Here is a 14933-nt window from a genome sequence, read left to right on the forward strand (position 1 = left end):
ACCAGGCGCCTTCGTCCAACCTCGTGTCCCCCGCCTTCCGGCCGGGGTCGGTGTCCGTGTCGCTCTGACCTGGAATAAGTTACGCGAAGGGAAACTGCTTGCCAAATCGCCAGGTCACGGTGTTCACAGTTGCGAATTCCGCTGGTCAGAACCGGTGTGCCGCTACAGATCCGGGGTCTCGCCGCTCATATCGGTCGCTGTGACGCCGGACTCACCGTGACGAACCGGAATCCGCGTCCACGCGTTCGATGCGGCCACCGAGTTCCTGCAGGATCTCGACGAAGCGGGGATAACCGCGGTCGATGTGGAAGACGTCGTGCACTTCGGTCACCCCGTCGGCGACGAGACCCGCCAGCACGAGGCCGGCTCCCGCCCGGATGTCCGACGACCACACCGGCGCACTCGACAGCTGCGCGATTCCCCGGATCACTGCGTGATGACCGTCCGTCCGCGCATCGGCGCCCAACCGGATCATCTCTTCGACGAACCGGAACCGCGCCTCGAAGACGTTCTCCGTGATCATCGATGTTCCCTCCGCGACCGCCGCGAGACCGATGGCCATCGGCTGCAGGTCGGTGGGGAAACCCGGATAGGGCAGGGTCGCGAAGTTGACGGCCGTCGGCCGCGCTTCCTGGACCACCCGGAATCCGTCGGCCTCGGCCGTGACCTCCGCGCCGGCCACCCGCAGCTTGTCGAGTACGAGGCCGAGGTGCTTCGGGTTGACCCCCCGCACGCGCACGTCGCCGCGCGTCATCGACGCCGCGATCCCCCACGTCGCCGCGACGATCCGGTCGCCGATGACGCGGTGCGTGGTCGGCTCGAGCTTGGGGACGCCCTGGATGGTCAGCGTGGACGTGCCGGCACCCTGGATCTTCGCGCCCATCTGGATCAGCATGTTGCACAGGTCGACGATCTCGGGTTCGCGAGCCGCGTTGTCGATCACCGTCTCACCCTTGGCGAGGACCGCGGCCATGAGGATGTTCTCGGTCGCCCCCACCGACGGGAACGCGAGCCGGATGTTCGCACCGTGCAGGTCCTCGGCCTGCGCGACCACGCAGCCGTGCTCGATCGTGCTGTGCGCACCCAGCAACCGCAGCCCCGACTGATGCATGTCGAGGGGCCGGGAACCGATGGCGTCGCCGCCGGGCAGCGCGACCACGGCGCGACGGCACCGCGCGACCAGCGGTCCGAGCACACACACCGACGCGCGGAACTGACGCACCGCCGCGAAATCGGCGTGATGTTTGGGTTCGGCGGGTGTCGTGATCCGGACGACGGAATCGTCGAGGTCCACATCGCAGCCGAGGCCGCGCAGAACGTCGGCCATCAAGGGAACATCCAGGATGTCCGGACAATTGGTGACAGTTGTGGTGCCCTCAGCCAACAGCGCTGCCGCCATCAGCTTGAGAACGCTGTTCTTCGCGCCCCCGACAGACACTTCACCTACGAGGCGGTTACCGCCGGTGACAAGGAAGCGTTCGCTCACAGAACACAGCCTAGAGCCAGGGATGTCGGCACCGGAGGCCGGTACCGTAACGCTATGGCCGTACACCTCACCAAGATCTACACCCGGACCGGCGACGACGGGACCACCGGACTCAGCGATTTCTCCCGTGTGTCGAAGAACGATCCGCGGTTGATCGCGTACGCCGACTGCGACGAGGCGAACGCCTCGATCGGGGTTGCGGTCGCGCTGGGCGACCCGCCGGAGGAGATCCGATCGATCCTGCGTCAGATCCAGAACGACCTGTTCGATGCCGGTGCCGACCTGTCCACCCCGGTGGAGGCGGAACCGAAGTACCCACCGCTGCGCATCACCGGCGAGTACATCGATCGGCTCGAAGGCTGGTGCGACGAACTGAACGAACGCCTCGAGCCGTTGAATTCCTTCATTCTTCCGGGCGGGACGGCGCTGGGCGCTCTGCTGCACGTGGCCCGGACGGTGACCCGTCGCGCCGAGCGGTCGGCGTGGGCGGCTGTCGATGCGAATCCGGAGACCACCAACGCTCTTCCGGCGAAGTACCTCAACCGGCTGTCGGATCTGCTGTTCATCGTCAGCAGGCTGGCGAACCCCGAGGGCGACGTGCTCTGGAAGCCGGGCGCCGGGAAGTCCTGATCAGAGTCGGCGACCGCGAACCGATCGGCCGGAAGGTCGTGATTCGACCCAGGACAGGAACGCGGTCAACGCTCCCCCGTCCAGTGCGATCTCGTACGAGTTCCCACGGTCCTTGACCGACAGGATGATGATCTCCTCGGACATGATGTCGAATTCGGAGCCCTCGGGGCTGCGACGACCTGCGACCTCGATGCCCTGTCGCTCGATACGCGAATCGGGGCCGGGTCGCAGACTCGACAATTTGAAGAAGACGAGCGACCCCTCGCCGTAGCGGATGACGCCGTGGCGCCATCCCGTGTCCCCGGGGGCGGGCGTCACCCGGAGGATCGCCGCTGTGCCCCCGCGGCGCAGTACTGCAAGCCGATACAGAAAGACCGCGACGAAGGCCGCGAGCAGCACAACCAGAATGATCAACACAGTCATTCCGATTGTCACTGTTCGTCGGCTCCGTCGCGGTCTTTCTCGTGCAGCCTAGGCGCGCTCTACAGCGCGGACCCGACCCTTGGCGACGGCAATCGCCTCGAGGTCGTCTCCACTCTCTGCGAGCACGGCCTTGGCCGCTTCCACATCGATGTCCTCGGCCAAGTCGGCTGACTCGGCGAGGATCGTGACTGTCTTCGCGGTCACGGACAGGAATCCGCCGTGCACAGCAGCGACGATACGCTCACCGTCGGCCGTCGTGATCGCAACCACTCCGCCCTCGACGAGCTGTCCGAGAACCGGCTCATGCCCGGGCATGACACCGATCTCGCCCTCGGTCGTCTGTGCGCTGACGAGAGTCGCCGAACCAGACCACAACCGTCGCTCCACGGCGACGAGTTCCACGGTCATCTCAGCCATCGTCGACTACTTCCCGGCGATCTTCTTGGCTGCAGCCTCGACGTCGTCGAGTCCACCACAGCTGTTGAACGCCTGCTCGGGCAGGTGATCGAACTCGCCCTTGCAGATGCGGTCGAACGCCTCGATGGTGTCGCGGAGCGGCACCACGGAGCCGGGCTCACCGGTGAACTTCTCGGCGACGATGAAGTTCTGGCCGAGGAACTTCTGCAGACGACGGGCACGGCCGACGAGCACCTTGTCCTCTTCCTGCAGCTCGTCCATACCGAGGATGGCGATGATGTCCTGCAGTTCCTTGTACTTCTGCAGGATGCGCTTGACCTCGTTCGCGACCCGGAAGTGCTCGGCACCGACGATGCCGGGCTCCAGGATGCGGGAGGTGGAGGTCAGCGGGTCGACAGCGGGGTAGATACCCATCTGCGAGATCGGACGCGACAGCTCGGTGGTGGCATCGAGGTGCGCGAACGTCGTGGCCGGCGCCGGGTCGGTGTAGTCGTCGGCGGGCACGTAGATCGCCTGCAGCGAGGTGATGGAGCGGCCTCGCGTCGAGGTGATCCGCTCCTGCAGCTCACCCATCTCGTCAGCCAGGGTCGGCTGGTAACCCACGGCCGAAGGCATACGACCGAGCAGGGTCGACACCTCGGAACCGGCCTGGGTGAAACGGAAGATGTTGTCGATGAACAGCAGCACGTCCTGGCCCTGGACATCGCGGAAGTATTCCGCCATGGTCAGCGCGGACAGGGCGACGCGCATACGCGTTCCCGGCGGCTCGTCCATCTGGCCGAAGACAAGGGCGGTGTCCTGGAGGACGCCCATCTCTTCCATCTCGAGGTGAAGGTCGGTGCCCTCACGGGTGCGCTCGCCGACGCCTGCGAACACCGAGGTTCCGGAGAACTCGCGGGCGATACGGGTGATCATTTCCTGGATCAGAACGGTCTTGCCGACACCGGCACCACCGAACAGACCGATCTTTCCACCCTTGACGTACGGGGTGAGGAGGTCGATGACCTTGATGCCGGTCTCGAGGATCTCCGTCTTGCCCTCGAGCTGGTCGAAGGCCGGTGGCTTGCGGTGGATGCCCCACTGCTCGCCGTCGCGGCCCGTACCGGGAGCGTCGAGGCAGTCGCCCAGCGCGTTGAAGACGTGGCCCTTGACGACGTCGCCGACGGGAACCGAGATCGGCTTGCCCGTGTCGGACACCGAGGTGCCGCGGATCAGACCATCGGTGGGCTGCATCGAGACGGTGCGCACCAGGTTGTCGCCGAGGTGCTGTGCGACCTCGAGGGTCAGCGTCTTGGCGACCGAGGGGAGCGTGATCTCGGCGTGCAGGGCGTTGAACAGTTCAGGAATGGCGCCACGCGGGAATTCAACGTCCACGACGGGACCGATGACCCGCACGACGCGGCCGGCGACGGACGAACCCGAGCCTGCCCCGTTGTTTTCGGTTACTGCTGCGGTCATTGCTTAGTCACTTCCTGCGCTCGAGGCGAGCGCATTCGCGCCGCCGACGATCTCGCTGATTTCCTGGGTGATCTGGGCCTGGCGAGCCTGGTTTGCCTGACGGCTCAACGTGTTCACCAGTTCGTTTGCGTTGTCCGTCGCGGCCTTCATAGCGGTACGACGGGCAGCCGACTCCGACGCCGCAGCATCCAGCAGCGAGGAGTAGATGCGGGTGCTGATGTACTTCGGCAGCAGGGCGCCGAGCAGCTTGTCGGGTTCCGGCTCGAAGTTGTATCCGGCGACCGGTTCCGAGTTGCTGGACCCGTGACCGTTCGTCAGTATGTCTTCGCCGAGTTCGACGTGCTCCTCGGAGACCATCACTTCGAGGGGAGCCATCCGGCGCACCTCGGGCGACTGGGTCAGCATCGACACGAAACGGGTGTAGACGATGTGCAGCTCGTCGACGCCTTCGATGGTGCCCTCACCGTTCGGCGCGGGCACCTCGGAGCCGGATCCGGCCATGAACAGGTCGACCAGGTGCCGGCTCGCCTTGGCAGCGTCGGAGTAGCCCGGGTCCTGGGAGAACCCGGTCCACGCACCCCCCAGGTCGCGGTCACGGAACGTGTAGTAGCCCAGACCCTTGGATCCGAGCACGTAGATGACCGGATCCTTGCCCTCGCTGCGCAGCAGCTGGAACAGCTCCTCGGCCTCCTTGAGGACGTTGGAGTTGTATCCGCCGCACATACCGCGGTCGCTGGTGACGACCAGGACCGCGGCACGCTTGGGATCGGGGCGCTCGTTGAGCAGCGGGTGGTCCAGGGAAGCGGACGCGCTCGCCAGCTCCGAGAGAACCTTCGTGATCTCCTCGGCGTACGGCTTCGCCGCGGCGACACGCGACTGTGCCTTCGTGATCCGCGAGGTCGCGATCAGTTCCTGCGCCTTGGTGATCTTCTTGGTCGAGTTGACCGACTTGATGCGAGACCTCAGTTCGAGAATGCTTGCCATCGATCGATCACTCTCCCTTCATGTTTCGCAGCATCATGGGCAGGCCGCTCACTTGCTGACGGTGGTGCGCTTGACGTTGATCTGCTCGTGGCCGACCTCGCCGGCGTCCAGAGCTTCAGCCTCGGCCTCGTTCACGACCCGGCTTCCGTCGGACGCGAGGAAGGTTTCCTTGAACTTGTCGGTGGCCTCGACCAGCGCCTTCGCGTTGTCGGCGTCGAGGGCCTTGCCGCCCTTGATGCTCTCGTACACGCCGGAGGCTGTGCGGTGCAGCTCGTCGAGCAGTTCGGCCTCGAAGCGGCGGACGTCGCCGACGGGCACGCTGTCGAAGACACCTTCACCGGCGAGGTAGATCGACACGATCTGGTCCTCGACGGGGATCGGGCTGTACTGATCCTGCTTGAGCAGCTCCACCAGGCGGGCACCACGCTCGAGCTGTGCCTTCGAGGCGGCGTCCAGGTCGGAGGCGAAGGCGGAGAATGCTTCGAGCTCACGGAACTGGGCCAGCTCCAGACGCAGCGAGCCGGAAACCTTCTTCATGCCCTTGGTCTGCGCGGCACCACCGACACGGGACACCGAGATGCCGACGTTGATGGCGGGACGGACACCCTTGTTGAACAGGTCCGACTCGAGGAACACCTGACCGTCGGTGATGGAGATGACGTTGGTCGGGATGTAGGCCGAGACGTCGTTGGCCTTGGTCTCGATGATCGGCAGCGCGGTCAGCGAGCCTCCACCCAGGGCGTCGGACAGCTTGGCCGAACGCTCCAGCAGGCGGGAGTGCAGGTAGAAGACGTCACCGGGGTATGCCTCACGTCCCGGCGGGCGACGCAGCAGCAGGGAGATGGCGCGGTACGCCTCGGCCTGCTTGGTCAGGTCGTCGAACACGACCAGGACGTGCTTGCCCTGGTACATCCAGTGCTGGCCGATGGCGGAGCCGGTGTAGGGGGCGAGCCACTTGAAACCGGCGGAGTCGGAGGCCGGGGCGGCGACGATGGTGGTGTACTCCATCGCGCCCTGCTCCTCGAGGGCAGCCTTGACGCCCGCGATGGTGGAGCCCTTCTGGCCGATCGCGACGTAGATGCAGCGAACCTGCTGCTTCTCGTCGCCGCTCTCCCAGTTGGCCTTCTGGTTCAGGATCGCGTCGATGCAGACGGCGGTCTTGCCCGTCTTACGGTCGCCGATGACGAGCTGACGCTGTCCGCGGCCGATCGGGGTCATCGCGTCGATGGCCTTGATGCCGGTCTGCAGCGGCTCCTCGACGGGCTGACGCTCGAGCACCGAGGCAGCCTGCAGTTCGAGGGCGCGGGTCTCGTCGCTCGCGATCTCGCCCAGGCCGTCGATCGGCTGGCCGAGCGGGTTGATGACGCGGCCGAGGAAGGCGTCGCCGACGGGAACCGACAGCACGTCGCCGGTCCGCTTGACTTCCTGGCCTTCCTGGATGTTCTCGTAGTCGCCCAGGATGACGGCACCGATCTCGGTGGCATCCAGGTTGAGCGCGACGCCCAGAATTCCGCCGGGGAACTCCAGCAGTTCGTTGGCCATCGCCGAAGGCAGGCCACTGACGTGCGCGATGCCGTCGCTGGTGTCGGTCACGATGCCGACCTCTTCGCGGGAGGCCTCCGGGGAGTAGCTCGCGGTGTAGTTCTCGATCGCGCTACGGATCTCGTCGGAGGAGATCGTCAGCTCCGCCATGTTTTTCCTGCTCTCGGTGTCTGGTCTTCGAAAAGATCTGGGGTATGGGGTTCGGTTGCGGACTACTTGAGCGACTTCCGCAGCGCTGCGAGACGTCCCGCTCCGCTGCCGTCGATCACCTCGTCGCCCACCCGGACGACCAAGCCGCTGAGGAGTTCAGGATCGACCTCCACGTGAACCGTCACCGGCTTCCCGTAGGTACGGGTGAGGGTGGCGGTCAGCCGATCCGACTGCTCACTGGACAGCGGAGCAGCGCTGCGCACCTTGGCGACAACCGCCTTCCGCTGTGCTGCTGCCAGATTCGACAGTTCGTCGAAGGCGTCCGCGGGCGCGGAGTTCTTCAACCGGCCCACTGCCTGGGTCGCCAATGCCTCGGAGACCGCGGTGACCTTGCCGTACAGCAGCTTGGAGAGCAGGTCACGCTTGCCCTTCGCCGGTACGGAACGGTCGGACAGTGACTGCTCGAGCTTCGGGTCACCGGCAACGATGCGGCCGAGGCGGAAGAGCTCGTCCTCGACGGCGTCGAGCTGTCCCTGATCGGCCGCTGCCTTCAGCAGCGATTCCCGACCGAGGAGCACCAGCGAGTTGAGCAGGTCGGAGGTGAGGGACCAGTCCTGGCCCACCGCCGACTTCAGGACGGCGAGGGTCTCGGCCGAGACCTTGCCGCCGAACACCTGCTCGGCCAGACCTTCGCGAACGCTCCCGGTCGTCGAGGTGTCCGACAGGGCACTCCGGAGAGTGCGCTGCTCGTCCAGGATCTCGACGACCGAGAACAGCTCGGCCCCGATCTGGGCCGCGGCCGCTGTGGCTGCTCCGGCAGAGACGGATCCCAAGGCCGAAGACAACGCAGCACGGGTCTGCGTCAAGGCCTCACGGCTCGCTGCGTACATGGTGCTCACTTCCCTGCTGCGGAATTTGCGCCGATGGAGTCGAGCTCGTTCAGGAATCGGTCGACGGTGCCGGCCCGCTTCACGTCGTCGGCGAGGGACTCACCGATGAGCTTCTCGGCGAGGTCGACCGCGGTGCGGCCGAGATCGGAGCGCAGTTCGGTGACGATCTGCTGACGCTGGGCAACCAACTGGCTGTTGCCGGCGGCCACGATGCGGTCGCTTTCTTCCTGAGCCTGTGCCTTCATTTCGGCGATGATCTGCTGCCCCTGGGTGCGCGCGTCCTCACGGATCTGCGCAGCCTCGGTGCGAGCTTCGGCCAGCTGTGCGCGGTACTGCTCGAGCGCCGCCTTCGCTTCGGCCTGGGCCTCTTCGGCCCGCTTGATGCCGCCGTCGATCTGCTCGGTTCGCTCGGCAAGGACCTTCTGGAACATCGGAAGGACGTACTTCCAGAAGACGAAACCAACGATGACCAGGCAGACGATCGACCAAACGATGTCATACGTCGCGGGGAGGAGAGGGTTGTGACTCTCTTCCTCTGCCGCGAGCAATGCGATGTTGGCTGCCATGACGGTCTTAGAAAATGAAGCCGGCGACGAGGCCGATCAGCGCGAGGGCTTCGGTGAAGGCGATACCGAGGAACATCGTGGTACGAACCTGTCCGGCCATCTCGGGCTGGCGAACCATGCCCTCGATTGCTTTACCGACGACGATACCCACGCCGATGCCGGGGCCGATCGCGGCGAGGCCGTAGCCGATGGCTCCGAAACCCGTCGAGTTGGTTTCCTGGACAGCTTCCTGAGCGAGGTACGCGAGGCTCATGGTGTTTCGTTCCCTTTCTGTTGACCTCCACCGTGTTCGGCGAGGCTCAGTTCTTGGTGTAGCTGGTCGTGAAGCTTGTGGTGCTCAGTGCGAATCCGCGTGCAGTGCCAGATCGATGTACACCGACGTCAGCAGCGCGAAAACGTAGGCCTGCAGGAAGATCACCAGCAGTTCGAAGAAGGTGAAGGCAATGCCGGCGGCAAGCGAGGCCACACCGAACACGGCCTGGAACCCACCGGAGACGAAGAAGAAGTACTGGGTGGCACTGAAGAACAGCACCAGCAGGATGTGGCCGGCCAGCATGTTGGCCATGAGACGAACCATGAGCGTGAACGGCCGGAGTACGAACGTCGAGATGAACTCGATCGGCACGAGCAGGAAGTGCAGCGGAAGCGGCACACCCGGGACCACGATGCTGCTCTTCACGTACTTGAAGAAGCCGTACTTCTTGATGCCCACGTAGTTGAACACGATGTACGCCAGGGCGGCGAGCACGAGCGGCATGCCGATACGCGCGTTCGGCGAGATGTTGATGAAGGGGATGATGCTGCCGAGGTTGCTGGCGAGCACCAGGAAGAAGATGGTGGTGATGACCGGCAGGAAGCGCTTGCCCTGTTCCTTGCCGAGAATCTCTTCCGCGATGTTGATCCGGACGAAGTCGAGCGCGATCTCGCCGATGTTCTGGACACCGCGCGGAATGAGCTTCGGGCTGCGCATCGCGATGACGAAGAAGAGCATCATCAGCGCGGACAGCAGGATGCGAACCAGCATCAGGCGGTCGAGTTCGAACGGAGTCCCTTCGAACAGGACCGCGGGCGGGAAGAAGTCGTTCAGGGAAGGCGCGTGGAATTCTTCCGCGGCCACGTTGATGACGCTCAGCGTTCTCTCCCGTAGTCGGTCCGCAGCCTTCGTTGACTGCGGTTCGATCGGACATTGACGATCAAACAAGTCGACAAGCTCGACTCGCGTATTCGTCAGCTGCTGCGGACTGTTCGAGTCCAGCGTCTGTCGGTGTCGGCGACTCTCGTCGACTCGGCGGCCCTGGAAGTGCGGCCACCTACAAGCATGCAATACCGGCGAGTAACTGACTCGCACTCTCATTGCTCTCGCTTGACCCAGACCTTAGCAAGTCATCTACGACGTTGTGTAGACGGGGTCGGGGTCGATTCAATTTTACTACATCTCGTAGTACTACTTATCGTCCGAATCGGCCGCTCCGGCGTCGTCCGACGGCCTGGGCTCGACGTACGGCGCCTTCGTGCCGAGCACTCCGAACGTTTCCGCTCCCAGCACGATGACCAGCGACAGCACCATGACCAGCACCAATGCCGTCTTGTCGTAGAAGTCGAGCGGTTTGAGGATCGCAAGGACCGTGATCGCGAGGATCATCTTCAGCAACCACGTACCGAGCAGTACCGCTCCCGCCGTCAGCGCCGGAAGCTTCGCGGTGAACAGCACCCCGAGTGCGGTGCAGAGGATGAACCCTCCCCCGACGGCCGCACCGAGAAGTGCCCCGTACAGGCCGGGCTTGCCCGCGACGAGAAAGGCGACGATCGAACCGACCACTGCCAGCACGATCAGACCGAGAACTCCGTAGCGGACGGCAGCCCGCAACGACGCGGTGTGATCAGGGGCAGAGGCGGGGGTGAACGTCACGGTCGCCAAGGGTAGTGGATCCTCGCCGGTCGGCGGCAACCCTCCCGTCAGCCGCGACGGTCGTGCTGCTGTCCGCGAATCGACGGGACGGCCGTGACGACCAGCGCGAACACGAGACCTCCCGCCACCAGGAGCACGACGACACGACGGTCGAACAGGGCCGAACCGACCGCGCCGAACGCCAGCACACCGACCCACAAGTAGATGAGCAGCACGACCCGACGATGCGAGTGCCCGATCTGCAGGAGCCGGTGGTGGAGGTGCATCTTGTCGGGGCTGAACGGGCTCACCCCGGCGCGGGTGCGCCGGACCACGGCGAGCAGCAGGTCCAGGATCGGAATGAACATGACCGCCCCGACCAGCAACAGCGGCGAGAGCAGACCGAGCAGGTCGCGGGTGCCGTACGCGGTCAACGGAATGCGACCGGACGCGCTGGTGGAGATAGCCGCGAGCATCAGTCCGATCAGCATGGAACCGGAGTCGCCCATGAAGATCTTGGCGGGCTGAAAGTTGTGCGGAAGGAAACCGAGACACGCCCCTGCCAGGGCGGCGGCGATCAGGGCAGGCGGATACGCGCTGACGTCGCCACCCTGATCGTGCAGAAGTCCCACCGAGAACACGCAGATCGCGAGCGAGGAGATCAGGCCGAGGCCCGCGGCGAGGCCGTCGAGGCCGTCGACGAAGTTCATGGCGTTCACCATCACCACCGCGACACCCACGGTGACGAGACCGGCCTGCAGCTGGTCGAGGATGACCGTGCTGCCGTCCCCGAACGGCATGTAGACGATGAACCAGCTCACCCCCATCACGACGAGGATCCCGGCCGCGGTGACCTGGCCGACGAACTTCGTGAGCGCGTCCAGGCCCCAGCGGTCGTCGACGACCCCCACCAGCACGATCACGAACCCCGACACCAGGGCGGCGGGAATGTCGGAGGTGAACTCGAATCCCCTGGTGAGCGCGGGCAACTGTTGCGCGAACAACAATGCGACGAGCATGCCGAGATACATGCCGACCCCACCGAGGCGAGGTGTCGGGGTGACGTGGACGTCCCGGTCCCGCGGCACCGCCACCGCCCCGAACCGCAGTGCGAACAGCCGCACGGCTCCGGTGGCGAGGTAGGTCACCACCGCGGCCGTGAAGAGGACGAGCAGGAGTTCGCGCAGCGGGACACCCGCGCCCCCACCTGCTTGGGCCAGCACCACGCCGGCCGAGTCGGCAGCACTCACTGGGCGGACAGACTCTCCGCCGTCACTCCGAGCACGTCGGCGACATCGCCGGTGGGCACCGCGCCTTCACGCAGGATCCGCGGGGTGGCGCCGGTGAGGTCGACGATGGTCGAGGCCTGCCCCTGTTCCGCCCGGCCGCCGTCGAGGTACACACTCGCCGATCCGCCGAGTTGCTCGCGGGCTTCCTCGACCGTCGTGGCGGGCGGGCGCCCGGAGACGTTCGCACTCGACACCGCGAGCGGTCCGACCTCACGCAGCAGTTCGAGGGCGACCGGATGCAGCGGCATGCGCAGCATGACCGTGCCCCGGGTGTCGCCGAGATCCCACGCCAGCGAAGGCGCTTGTTCCACAACGAGACTCAGCCCGCCGGGCCAGAACGCGCGGATGAGGTCGCGCGCCTGCGGGCGCACGCTGTACACCAGGCCGTCGATCGTGTTCCACGAGCCGACGAGCACGGGCACCGGCATGTCGCGACCGCGACCCTTGGCCCGCAGGAGGGCGGCGACGGCCTCGCCGTCGAAGGCGTCCGCGCCGATTCCGTACAGCGTGTCCGTGGGGAGCACGACGAGTCGTCCGGCCTTCAGCGCATTCTTGGCCGCACTCAGTCCGGCGGAGCGTGAATCGGGAAGGCCACAGTCGTAAACGGTACTCACCGGTTCATTCTTTCACCCTCGGCGTCGGCCCCTGCACGCTGCGCCTCGATATCCGTTGCGACGCGCCGGGCCACGACGAAGCGCGGCTTCCCCGCCAGGTCCGGGTGCTCCGCGACCTCGCCGAACACCCGGCGGGACGCGAACAGCGCCGCCACGTCGGAGCCGTTCGAGTCGTCGTGCTCGATTCCGACCGCTCCGCCGATGCGCAGCCAGCGCGCGACGTTCGAGATCATCGGCTTGATGACGGACAGACCGTCCGGTCCGGCGAACAGCGCGCTGTGCGGATCGTGGTCGGCCACCTCGGGTTCGAGTTCGACACCCTCCGGGATGTACGGCGGATTCGCGACGATCAGGTCGACCCCGCCCTCGAGCCCCGCGAGCAGCGTCCGGTCGGTCACGTCGCCCTGGTACAGCCGGATCGGCGCGTCACCTGCCTGTTCGCGGGCGTCGGCGTTGCGCCGGGCCCACGCGAGCGCATGCGGTTCCAGTTCGACGGCGTGCACGACGGCATCGGGGCGGGCGTTGGCGATCGCCAGCGCCAGCGCGCCCGACCCGGTGCACAGGTCGAGGACCACCGGCGGATGCTGATCGCAGCTTCCGAGGAACGCGAGCGCCCATCCGAGCAACAGTTCCGTTTCCGGGCGCGGCACGAAAACGCCGGGGCCGACCTCGATGTCGATGTCTCCCATCGCGGCCGTACCGAGGATGTACTGCAACGGAATCCGCTTGGCCCGCTGGTCGACCATCTTCTTGTAGGCGTCGATCACCGACTCGTCGACGAGCGGGACGAGCCCGAGCCGGGTCCGCTCCACCCCCAGCAGGTGTGCCGCGAGCAATTCGGCGTCCGCACGGGAGCTGCGCACCCCGGCCTCGTCGAGTTGCGCGGTTGCGTCGATCAGGGCCAGGCGAAGAGGAAGGCGACTCACAGGTACAGAGTGCCACGCGACCCGCCGTCCGGTGGCGCGGTCCCGGCTTCGCGGTTACTCCGCGGCGAGCCTCGCCTCACGGTCCGACTTGCCGAGCGCGTCGAGGAGGGCGTCGAGTTCGCCGTCCAGGACCGCATCGAGGTTGTGGGACTTGAACCCGATCCGGTGATCGGTGATGCGGTTCTCCGGGAAGTTGTACGTGCGGATCCGCTCGGAACGGTCGACGGTGCGCACCTGGCTCTGCCTGCCCGCCGACGCCTCCGCGTCCGCGGCCTCCTCCGCCGCCGCCTGCAGCCGGGCGGCGAGCACCTGCATGGCGCGGGCCTTGTTCTGCAGCTGCGAGCGTTCGTTCTGACAGGTCACGACGATGCCGGTGGGCAGGTGCGTGATCCGGACCGCGGAGTCGGTGGTGTTGACGCCCTGACCGCCCTTGCCCGAGGAGCGGTAGACGTCGATGCGCAGATCGGTTTCGTCGATCTGCACCTCCTCCACCTCTTCCGGTTCGGGGTAGATGAGGACACCCGCGGCGGACGTGTGGACGCGTCCCTGCGATTCCGTCACGGGCACACGCTGCACGCGGTGGACGCCGCCCTCGAACTTCAGCCGCGCCCAGACCCCGTCACGCACATCGCCCTTCGACTTGATCGACAGCGTCGCATCCTTGTATCCGCCGAGGTCGGACACGGTCGCATCGAGGATCTCGACGCGCCAACCGTGACGCTCGGCGTACCGGACGTACATTCGGGCCAGGTCGGAGGCGAACAGCGCTGATTCCTCGCCGCCCTCCCCCGACTTCACCTCGAGGACCACGTCGTCACCGTCGTGCGGGTCGCGGGGAGCGAGGAGATCGGTGAGGGTCTTGTCCAACTCGAGGACCTGCTCCTCGAGTGCGGGCACCTCGGCGGCGAAGCTGGAGTCGTCGGCGGCGAGTTCCCGCGCCGCCTCCAGATCGTCCTGCGCCGACTTGAGCCTGGTGTACGTCGCCATGATCGGCGCGAGTTCGGCGAATCGCTTGCCCGCCTTGCGGGCCGCGGAAGCGTCGTTGTGCAGGGCCGGGTCCGCCAACTGCTGCTCCAGGCCGGCGTGTTCGGCCAGGATGTCGTCGATGGCCGAAGGCTGGGTGGTCCCTGCCATGATTCGCTCCGCTCTGCGTTCGTTCGGGAAGTAGGCACAAAAAAGCCGACGCCCGGCCTGCAATTATCGCAGGACGGGCGTCGGCGGAACAGCTAGGACTCTGCAGATTCCTTGGCTGCGCCCTTGCCGGCACGCTTGCCGTAGCGAGCCTCGAAGCGGGCGACACGTCCACCGGTGTCGAGGATCTTCTGCTTGCCGGTGTAGAACGGGTGGCACTGCGAGCAGACCTCGACGTTGATACGCCCGGTCTCCTTGGTGCTGTGGGTCTCGAAGGTGTTGCCGCAACCACAGACCACGGTGGTGGCCACGTAATTGGGGTGAATGCCTGACTTCATGGTGTCCCTTTCAATGGTCGCCGGGTCGCCTTCGCCGTTCGAAGACGTGAACCGGAACCGGACTCAGCCGCTCAGTATGCCAGATCGCAGGTTCGCGATCCCAATCGGCATTTGTGCTTGCGGTGTGGTCAACGCGGGTGGCCCGCGTTTTGTTCCACGGTGATTCCGGAGGGGAAAACAGCGGGGCCCGGCGACCGAAAG

General features: G+C 65.9%; 17 protein-coding genes. 1 reads left to right on the plus strand and 16 read right to left on the minus strand.

Going from position 1 to position 14933, the window contains the following annotated elements:
• Positions 1–211: 211 nt before the first annotated feature.
• Positions 212–1486 (minus strand): UDP-N-acetylglucosamine 1-carboxyvinyltransferase, encoded by a 1275-nt coding sequence (murA, locus tag ACFTZB_RS31860; protein ID WP_378437666.1) that lies wholly within the window; start codon positions 1484–1486, stop codon positions 212–214.
• Between the two features lie 54 nt (positions 1487–1540).
• On the opposite strand from murA, the gene ACFTZB_RS31865 reads away from it, so the two are divergent.
• The gene (locus ACFTZB_RS31865) at positions 1541–2116 is read left to right on the plus strand and encodes a cob(I)yrinic acid a,c-diamide adenosyltransferase (RefSeq protein ID WP_378437668.1); all 576 of its coding nucleotides are present in this window, start codon (positions 1541–1543) and stop codon (positions 2114–2116) included.
• Here the strand turns inward: ACFTZB_RS31865 and ACFTZB_RS31870 are convergent, their stop codons facing one another.
• The 15 genes from ACFTZB_RS31870 to rpmE all read right to left on the minus strand — a co-directional run bounded on the left by ACFTZB_RS31870 (position 2117) and on the right by rpmE (position 14732).
• Positions 2117–2539, minus strand: a complete 423-nt coding sequence (locus ACFTZB_RS31870) for a DUF2550 domain-containing protein (protein WP_185724739.1) — start codon at positions 2537–2539, stop codon at positions 2117–2119.
• A gap of 48 nt (positions 2540–2587) precedes the next feature.
• A complete protein-coding gene (locus ACFTZB_RS31875; RefSeq protein ID WP_007300053.1) occupies positions 2588–2956 on the minus strand; it encodes a F0F1 ATP synthase subunit epsilon in 369 nt (122 codons plus the stop codon).
• A gap of 6 nt (positions 2957–2962) precedes the next feature.
• Positions 2963–4414 (minus strand): F0F1 ATP synthase subunit beta, encoded by a 1452-nt coding sequence (gene atpD, locus ACFTZB_RS31880; protein WP_005252960.1) that lies wholly within the window; start codon positions 4412–4414, stop codon positions 2963–2965.
• Positions 4415–4417: 3 nt separating this feature from the next.
• Entirely contained in the window at positions 4418–5398 is a 981-nt protein-coding gene (locus ACFTZB_RS31885; RefSeq protein WP_378437671.1) for a F0F1 ATP synthase subunit gamma, read from the minus strand.
• 48 nt (positions 5399–5446) lie between these two features.
• Positions 5447–7090 (minus strand): F0F1 ATP synthase subunit alpha, encoded by a 1644-nt coding sequence (gene atpA, locus ACFTZB_RS31890; RefSeq protein WP_378437673.1) that lies wholly within the window; start codon positions 7088–7090, stop codon positions 5447–5449.
• 62 nt (positions 7091–7152) lie between these two features.
• Positions 7153–7980 (minus strand): F0F1 ATP synthase subunit delta, encoded by an 828-nt coding sequence (locus ACFTZB_RS31895; protein ID WP_378437675.1) that lies wholly within the window; start codon positions 7978–7980, stop codon positions 7153–7155.
• Between the two features lie 5 nt (positions 7981–7985).
• On the minus strand, positions 7986–8546 hold the full coding sequence (locus ACFTZB_RS31900) for a F0F1 ATP synthase subunit B (RefSeq protein WP_378437677.1): 561 nt from the start codon (positions 8544–8546) through the stop codon (positions 7986–7988).
• A 7-nt stretch (positions 8547–8553) separates the two neighbouring features.
• Entirely contained in the window at positions 8554–8799 is a 246-nt protein-coding gene (locus ACFTZB_RS31905) for an ATP synthase F0 subunit C (protein ID WP_005252955.1), read from the minus strand.
• Positions 8800–8883: 84 nt separating this feature from the next.
• Positions 8884–9669 carry a F0F1 ATP synthase subunit A gene (gene atpB, locus ACFTZB_RS31910; protein WP_378437685.1) on the minus strand — a complete coding sequence of 262 codons (786 nt, stop codon included), beginning with the start codon at positions 9667–9669 and terminating at the stop codon, positions 8884–8886.
• Between the two features lie 321 nt (positions 9670–9990).
• A complete protein-coding gene (locus tag ACFTZB_RS31915) occupies positions 9991–10464 on the minus strand; it encodes a hypothetical protein (RefSeq protein ID WP_378437679.1) in 474 nt (157 codons plus the stop codon).
• A 38-nt stretch (positions 10465–10502) separates the two neighbouring features.
• Positions 10503–11684 (minus strand): glycosyltransferase family 4 protein, encoded by a 1182-nt coding sequence (locus tag ACFTZB_RS31920; protein ID WP_378437681.1) that lies wholly within the window; start codon positions 11682–11684, stop codon positions 10503–10505.
• Positions 11681–12337, minus strand: a complete 657-nt coding sequence (locus ACFTZB_RS31925; RefSeq protein ID WP_124395817.1) for an L-threonylcarbamoyladenylate synthase — start codon at positions 12335–12337, stop codon at positions 11681–11683. Before ACFTZB_RS31925 ends, ACFTZB_RS31920 begins: the two co-directional genes overlap by 4 nt.
• Positions 12334–13263, minus strand: a complete 930-nt coding sequence (gene prmC / locus ACFTZB_RS31930; protein WP_072946115.1) for a peptide chain release factor N(5)-glutamine methyltransferase — start codon at positions 13261–13263, stop codon at positions 12334–12336. Before prmC ends, ACFTZB_RS31925 begins: the two co-directional genes overlap by 4 nt.
• 54 nt (positions 13264–13317) lie before the next feature.
• The gene (prfA, locus tag ACFTZB_RS31935; protein WP_072946113.1) at positions 13318–14397 is read right to left on the minus strand and encodes a peptide chain release factor 1; all 1080 of its coding nucleotides are present in this window, start codon (positions 14395–14397) and stop codon (positions 13318–13320) included.
• Positions 14398–14489: 92 nt separating this feature from the next.
• Positions 14490–14732, minus strand: coding sequence for a 50S ribosomal protein L31 (gene rpmE / locus ACFTZB_RS31940; RefSeq protein WP_005252948.1), 243 nt, complete (start codon positions 14730–14732; stop codon positions 14490–14492).
• Positions 14733–14933 lie beyond the last annotated feature (201 nt).

It is taken from the genome of Rhodococcus sp. NPDC057014, from assembly GCF_042673295.1.
In the GTDB taxonomy this organism is placed as follows: domain Bacteria; phylum Actinomycetota; class Actinomycetes; order Mycobacteriales; family Mycobacteriaceae; genus Rhodococcus_F.

What these genes read in the sequence shown, in the direction of transcription:
- ACFTZB_RS31865 (WP_378437668.1), top strand. Translation starts at nt 1,541, where the DNA reads ATGGCCGTACACCTCACCAAGATCTACACCCGGACCGGCGACGACGGG.
- ACFTZB_RS31870 (WP_185724739.1), bottom strand. Translation starts at nt 2,539, where the DNA reads ATGACTGTGTTGATCATTCTGGTTGTGCTGCTCGCGGCCTTCGTCGCG.
- ACFTZB_RS31875 (WP_007300053.1), bottom strand. Translation starts at nt 2,956, where the DNA reads ATGGCTGAGATGACCGTGGAACTCGTCGCCGTGGAGCGACGGTTGTGG.
- atpD (WP_005252960.1), bottom strand. Translation starts at nt 4,414, where the DNA reads ATGACCGCAGCAGTAACCGAAAACAACGGGGCAGGCTCGGGTTCGTCC.
- ACFTZB_RS31885 (WP_378437671.1), bottom strand. Translation starts at nt 5,398, where the DNA reads ATGGCAAGCATTCTCGAACTGAGGTCTCGCATCAAGTCGGTCAACTCG.
- atpA (WP_378437673.1), bottom strand. Translation starts at nt 7,090, where the DNA reads ATGGCGGAGCTGACGATCTCCTCCGACGAGATCCGTAGCGCGATCGAG.
- ACFTZB_RS31895 (WP_378437675.1), bottom strand. Translation starts at nt 7,980, where the DNA reads ATGTACGCAGCGAGCCGTGAGGCCTTGACGCAGACCCGTGCTGCGTTG.
- ACFTZB_RS31900 (WP_378437677.1), bottom strand. Translation starts at nt 8,546, where the DNA reads ATGGCAGCCAACATCGCATTGCTCGCGGCAGAGGAAGAGAGTCACAAC.
- ACFTZB_RS31905 (WP_005252955.1), bottom strand. Translation starts at nt 8,799, where the DNA reads ATGAGCCTCGCGTACCTCGCTCAGGAAGCTGTCCAGGAAACCAACTCG.
- prfA (WP_072946113.1), bottom strand. Translation starts at nt 14,397, where the DNA reads ATGGCAGGGACCACCCAGCCTTCGGCCATCGACGACATCCTGGCCGAA.
- rpmE (WP_005252948.1), bottom strand. Translation starts at nt 14,732, where the DNA reads ATGAAGTCAGGCATTCACCCCAATTACGTGGCCACCACCGTGGTCTGT.